We start from the raw sequence: 5,320 nt of genomic DNA, 5'->3' as shown, positions 1-5,320 counted from the left end.
GTTCTAGTCAGGTTTAATAGTTTGGCTTGGCGATCAATAATTGCCAAGTCTGATGGATACCATTTAGTTTCTACCCGCTTAGTTTTAAATTCGCCATTGCTGTTAGGATAGTGAGCCATTTGCGATCGCAGCCAAAAGATAAAATTACATTTTGGCTTTGTTTGAATTGACTTGAGTGCAACCAAGATCACATAGATAACATTTTTTGAGATCCAACTGTTTTGTGTAGATAATTTCCAAATAGCTTATTTTGAGTTCAAATAATCAGGCAAGCAGCAAGTTTGAATCATTAGGTACAAAAATATTAAGTGTACGGATACTTGCACTGCTTGCTATCAAAACAAAGCTCCGAACAGAAATACTTATTGAGTCTGTTATTTGAGATATAGCCTGAGTTATTTTTATCACAAACAGCAACAGAATCAGACAAAGCTGTGCAGAATAGATACAATTTCGGCAATTTAAACTAGCAACCAGATATGATAAAAATGCTTATCTGAAATGTTTAATTCAAACCAAAACTGTAATTTTGCACCGAAGATTGGTTTTTTTGTGCAGATTTGTGCAGATTAGTGCAGTTTTTGACATTTTGAAAATATCATTCAATATAAAGGATATAGTTCAATAACCCAACAGCGATCGGGCAGTATAGGGGCGATCGAGTTCCTGACAACAGACCAAGGTAAATAACCTAAACCACAGCCAGGTCGAGTAACAACGAAAGTGCAGGAAGATCTTACCCTGGCTATTTCTGCCAAGGTTTTGGCTGAATTGACAATTAAAGATAAGTCGGAAGAGTCTCGCCAATGATGTTTAGTAGGAAATGACAGTATATGTAGATTGCCAACGGTCAAAAGATAATGGACTCGGTTGCCCGAACGAGCCAACTTTCGACCTAAAATTGTCGGTAGTTGAGGATAAACAAGAGCAAAAGCTTTCGCTATCCCCGCACCCATCACTGCCTGAGCATTAGCTTTTTTAATAACTTCATTGGTCGCGATGCATAAGGCAATTTCAGGAGTAGTAGGTTTATGCGACCAAGAATTCAGGTCAAAAATATTTCCAGTTATTTCTATCATCTATATAGATAAGGATTTTCACCTCTACTCGGCTCGAAAGGGTTACATATCTACACTTTTAGCGCAGTTGCCTAGCAGATTTTCACTTGCTTTGATTCTTTAAAAAAAGCTATACCCTTAAATTAGGTATAGCTTTGGTTGAGACAGATATTCAATTGAATATCTGTCTGACATGATTAAGCAACGGCGCGTTTATTCTTGAAATAGTGATATCTCTTTGAAAATTGCACCTGTTTGCTGCGTAACTCTTGTTCGTTAGCAATCAAACGCCACTGTCTAGTTTGCTGGTCATAAATCTCAACGAGTGCAAAAGCAGCTTGTAAAATTTGCTGTCTAGTCCAACCCGCGTAGTACTGTTGGTAAGCTAGTTTAATTGCTTTGGCATCAGCGTTTTGACCTTGGCGTTTGAACTTGGCTATTTCAGAATTTATAATTGTGAATACAATCTGAGCTTCTGTTAAAGCCTTGGGCAGTGCTACAGTCTGAGTCTGATTAGGAACTCGACCAAGCATGGGTGCATACTTCTGAGCAGGAACAGGTGCAGGTGTATAACCTGACGTTTTTGGCGCATAGCCTTGAGCCTGAACAACTGCGGGAGCATAAGTTGTATAAGTCATAATTAGTAAACCTAATTTTAAAATTTCACCTAACTAGGTTCGACAGAACCACAACCAACTTGACTAAAGTTGTGTTCGGGCTAACTCGCTTAGAGTTTATGCCCCTAAAAAATCATCCACTGCTGACTAAACAGTAGGTGCCTCTCTAAACTCGTTTTGATAGAACAATTCTCGACCGAATGTTAAATTTCAGTTGGTTAACACTGATGATAAAAATACCCGAACGTAGCCCAACAGTTGAATATTGGTCTATTTATTGTCAGAGCATAATCTACACAATTTTTCGTTCCACTCTTACCCTGATGCCATAACGCCATTAATCGATCGCAGTAATTGACAATCCACTGATTTCTTAACTGCATTGCCTTTAGGCTATAGTCACCAGCAGAAATAATTTCAATTCGCTCTGCTTTATTCAAAAGCCTTTGATATCTTTCCTGACTAGACTTGGGCCATCTGCAAGGTTGAGACTTAAATGGAACTGCTGCAATTAAACCAATGCCACGATTTACAGCACATTCAGCCACAGCAGTATCCCAACCTAAAGCCATACCAGATATAACCTTTGTAGGCTCGTACTCAGCCAGAATAAAATCGGCTGTATTTAATAAGGCTCGATTGGTGCGATCGGAATAATTACCAGGCAAAGAAGCAGGTCGATGCCCCGTAAAACCTAAAATCATCATAGTTTAAACTCTGTAATGTTTCAGTTACCATCGCCTGACAAGGTTACAATCTATTCAAATCAATTAGTGCATGGCATTCCAAAGCGATCCCCCTATGCCTGCTTACAATCTGATGTTACGTACTCTCGAGCCAATGTAATTCACACATAGCTTGCAGATGTTGCGACTAGATTATTAAATAGCCTTAATTCCTGGCATAGTAATAAAACCAGGTAGTTTTTTAATACGATCGCACCATTGATTAATAGCAGGATATTTATTTAGCATGACACCACCTTGTGGTGCTAAGGCAATGTATGGGAAACAGACAAGATCGGCAATAGTAGGACGATCTAAAGCTAGCCACTGGTGCTGTTTTAGGTGTTGTTCGATAATATTTAAGATTGACTCAGCTTTTTGTTGTGCTGCTTCTAAGTTTAGATTTATACCAAATTTTTGATTGAGTCTAGCATCATTCGGACCACGAGCAATTTCATTAGCTGCGGTTGATAACCATTGAGTTATCTGCGCCATCTCTCCAGGATCGTTTGATAGCCAAGCTTCACCGCCATGTTTTTTGGCTAAATAAACTAAAATTGCTTGTGAGTCTCTTAGAGTTAAACCATTGTCTTCTAATACAGGAAGCTGTCCAAAAGGATTTAATTGTAAAAACTCTGGTGATTTATGTTCTCCCGCCATGTAATCTACTGGAACAAGCTGGTATGAAACATTTAATAATGATAAAAATAAACGTACCTTGTAGCAATTTCCTGAGACTTCCAAATCGTATAGTTTCATAGTTAAATTCTCTTGATTTTTTGGTTGGCTAGCATAGGGATATATTTGGTCGAACTCTAAGACATTGCCATCAGGATCGCGGATAAAACAGACTCGGCGACGTTTACCTAAATATTTTGGTCCTTCAGTAACTTCGATGTTTTCCTGCTGAAATTTTTCTAGTAATAAATCTAAATCTTCAACAATAAAGGCTGGGTGAGTAATTCCAGGATATTTGATTGCCTCATCCATCAAAATATTGCGATCGCGTTTTGCTCCATTGAAAATTAAATTTAGATAAACCCCATCTTCTGTAACTAGCTCACTGGCACTATCTTGAGGTAAATATTTTTCCTCAACAAATCCTAACTTGGCGTAAAATTCTAGTGCTTCAGCGCGATCGCTAACTCTAATTCCTATGTGTTCGTAATCGATTATTTTCATAATTTTTAACAAGGCTTAACTTTTGTACCGAACGTTCTATTGAATTATACTGTACCGATTGTTCGGTAAAATGTCAAAGCAATCAAAAAATGCGATCGAGTTTCTCTATTTTTATGTCCAAAGAAGAAGCCATAATCAAGCTAGTACCAGCTTTTAGGCAATATGGTTATGAAGGTGCAACCTTATCTTTGTTGTCCCAAGCCAGTGGTTTAGGTAAAGCCAGTCTGTATCACTATTTTCCTGGTGGAAAATCTGAGATGGCTGCTGTTGTTTCAGAATATGTTTCGGATCTGTTTGAGAAGATGGTGTTAAAAACTTTGCAAGGAGAAGGAACGCCTGAATTAAAAATCCAGGCGATGTGCAGTAGCATGGCGGAATTTTACAAAGATGGTAAAAATGCTTGTTTTTTAGCGATTATGTCTTTCGGAGAAGCGGATAAATTATTTCACGATCGAGTAAAAGCAAGACTGCAAGAGCTAATCCAGGCTTTAGCACAAGTATTAACTGAGACGGGAATTAAATCAGAAATTGCCCATAAGCGATCTCTCGATGCTATAGCCACAGTTCAAGGAGCATTAATTTTGGTGAGAATTTTAGATAGTACCGAACCTTTCGAGCGAGCGCTCGAATCTTTACCAGCTAGACTGCTAAACTAAAAATTGCCAACTATGATCCTAAAAAAACAGCCTCTTCAACACCTCCGCGACTGAGAGAATACTTAAACGAACGACTCAGATTATTTTGGCTGGCTTGAGGAGCGTTAAAATAGCGTACCGTCAATTCTTCAGTATCCAATATGCTGCCTTCCAATTGGAATGCTTAAAATTGAAGTCGGGCTATGCTTGGGTTTCCCAAGCTTATAGAACCGACTTGTTGAAACATAAGATGAACCATTTTGCTCTAAGAAATTGTATTTATGTTACCGCTTTGCAACAAGTTATGTGTGAATTGCATTGGCTCAAGAGTGCGTAACATCAGTTACAATTTACAATCTTTGGGAAACGTACCACACGGCAGCATTCCACAATATTTGTGTGTGACAAGATATATGAGTGTTTTTGGTATTGTGACTGGTGTTTACGCAAAAACATACTAAAGTGTGAACGCCATCTAAAATACTACATAAATGCAAGAATCGATAAAGATACATCCTTTCCCAGTCAGCCAATTTTTCTTGGCTATGTTCGTTCTGAATCAGCTTCCAAAGCCACTGTCGATAGCATCTCAAACATTCATCTAGATTGTTAACTTGCCATATACAATTTTTGCTCCTCTTGTGAGAATAAGGATTGCCCAAACCCAGATCTAAAGGATTAAAATGAGAAAAGCTTCGACTCCGATGACGACCACAGTAAATCATCCCAGCAGTAGTTGTATCGGGCTTACTAACGTGGTTTAGCTTGGCTATCCTAACCAGCTTTGATTCCAATTCAAGTTTCCTAGTTGAATTTTGATGGCGAGGGGCGCGGACGGAACGTCCGCTTGCCCAATCGCCGTGTTGATTGATATCCATTTTGGAAATGCGGATAAATAATTAACTTTAACTATTCCAATCCGCCAGGATTCATCAAACTTTACTTATCTCTAGTAAATATTGAACAGCCTTTTGAGCCTCATATACTGCATGGAAAAACACCTTAATATCCTCATTTAATAACGACCAGTAATGTTCAAGATAGGTAGCATGATGTTCTAATTCAGTACTACCAAGACCAAAATGATTGCCTAGAAAAGAAGC

Annotated in this window: 8 protein-coding genes; 1 reads left to right on the top strand and 7 read right to left on the bottom strand. The window is 38.5% G+C overall.

Translation table 11 applies throughout. The features are described from left to right. From C7B62_RS24265 to C7B62_RS24245, 5 genes are all read right to left on the bottom strand, one after another. The coding region (locus tag C7B62_RS24265; RefSeq protein ID WP_146132202.1) for a hypothetical protein at window positions 1-185 on the bottom strand (185 nt) is incomplete at its 3' end. Window positions 186-602: 417 nt separating this feature from the next. Further along, window positions 603-1,079, bottom strand: a complete 477-nt coding sequence (locus tag C7B62_RS24260; RefSeq protein ID WP_106243784.1) for a hypothetical protein — start codon at window positions 1,077-1,079, stop codon at window positions 603-605. A gap of 176 nt (window positions 1,080-1,255) precedes the next feature. Beyond that, a complete protein-coding gene (locus tag C7B62_RS24255) occupies window positions 1,256-1,696 on the bottom strand; it encodes a hypothetical protein (protein WP_106243780.1) in 441 nt (146 codons plus the stop codon). 197 nt (window positions 1,697-1,893) lie between these two features. After that, window positions 1,894-2,382 (bottom strand): SLOG family protein, encoded by a 489-nt coding sequence (locus C7B62_RS24250; RefSeq protein ID WP_106243777.1) that lies wholly within the window; start codon window positions 2,380-2,382, stop codon window positions 1,894-1,896. A gap of 174 nt (window positions 2,383-2,556) precedes the next feature. Continuing rightward, window positions 2,557-3,582: a glutathione S-transferase N-terminal domain-containing protein gene (locus tag C7B62_RS24245; RefSeq protein WP_106243773.1), complete on the bottom strand. Its 1,026-nt coding sequence runs from the start codon at window positions 3,580-3,582 to the stop codon at window positions 2,557-2,559. Window positions 3,583-3,695: 113 nt separating this feature from the next. Between C7B62_RS24245 and C7B62_RS24240 the strand changes: the two genes are divergently transcribed. Then, window positions 3,696-4,238 (top strand): TetR/AcrR family transcriptional regulator, encoded by a 543-nt coding sequence (locus C7B62_RS24240; RefSeq protein WP_106243770.1) that lies wholly within the window; start codon window positions 3,696-3,698, stop codon window positions 4,236-4,238. Window positions 4,239-4,248: 10 nt separating this feature from the next. On the opposite strand, the gene C7B62_RS24235 is transcribed toward C7B62_RS24240, so the two are convergent. Together C7B62_RS24235 and C7B62_RS25505 are read right to left on the bottom strand one after the other, a co-directional pair. Further along, window positions 4,249-4,377, bottom strand: coding sequence for a DUF3143 domain-containing protein (locus tag C7B62_RS24235; protein ID WP_233220136.1), 129 nt, complete (start codon window positions 4,375-4,377; stop codon window positions 4,249-4,251). Window positions 4,378-4,567: 190 nt separating this feature from the next. After that, on the bottom strand, window positions 4,568-5,095 hold the full coding sequence (locus C7B62_RS25505) for a hypothetical protein (RefSeq protein WP_146132201.1): 528 nt from the start codon (window positions 5,093-5,095) through the stop codon (window positions 4,568-4,570). Between the last annotated feature and the right edge of the window lie 225 nt (window positions 5,096-5,320).

Origin of the sequence: Pleurocapsa sp. CCALA 161, from assembly GCF_003003995.1 — a bacterium.
Classification (GTDB): domain Bacteria; phylum Cyanobacteriota; class Cyanobacteriia; order Cyanobacteriales; family Xenococcaceae; genus Waterburya.
The sequence above is the reverse complement of the archived record's forward strand: the minus strand, read 5'-3'. Positions and strand labels throughout refer to the sequence as shown.

What these genes read in the sequence shown, in the direction of transcription:
- C7B62_RS24260 (WP_106243784.1), bottom strand. Translation starts at nt 1,079, where the DNA reads ATGATAGAAATAACTGGAAATATTTTTGACCTGAATTCTTGGTCGCAT.
- C7B62_RS24255 (WP_106243780.1), bottom strand. Translation starts at nt 1,696, where the DNA reads ATGACTTATACAACTTATGCTCCCGCAGTTGTTCAGGCTCAAGGCTAT.
- C7B62_RS24250 (WP_106243777.1), bottom strand. Translation starts at nt 2,382, where the DNA reads ATGATGATTTTAGGTTTTACGGGGCATCGACCTGCTTCTTTGCCTGGT.
- C7B62_RS24245 (WP_106243773.1), bottom strand. Translation starts at nt 3,582, where the DNA reads ATGAAAATAATCGATTACGAACACATAGGAATTAGAGTTAGCGATCGC.
- C7B62_RS24240 (WP_106243770.1), top strand. Translation starts at nt 3,696, where the DNA reads ATGTCCAAAGAAGAAGCCATAATCAAGCTAGTACCAGCTTTTAGGCAA.
- C7B62_RS25505 (WP_146132201.1), bottom strand. Translation starts at nt 5,095, where the DNA reads ATGGATATCAATCAACACGGCGATTGGGCAAGCGGACGTTCCGTCCGC.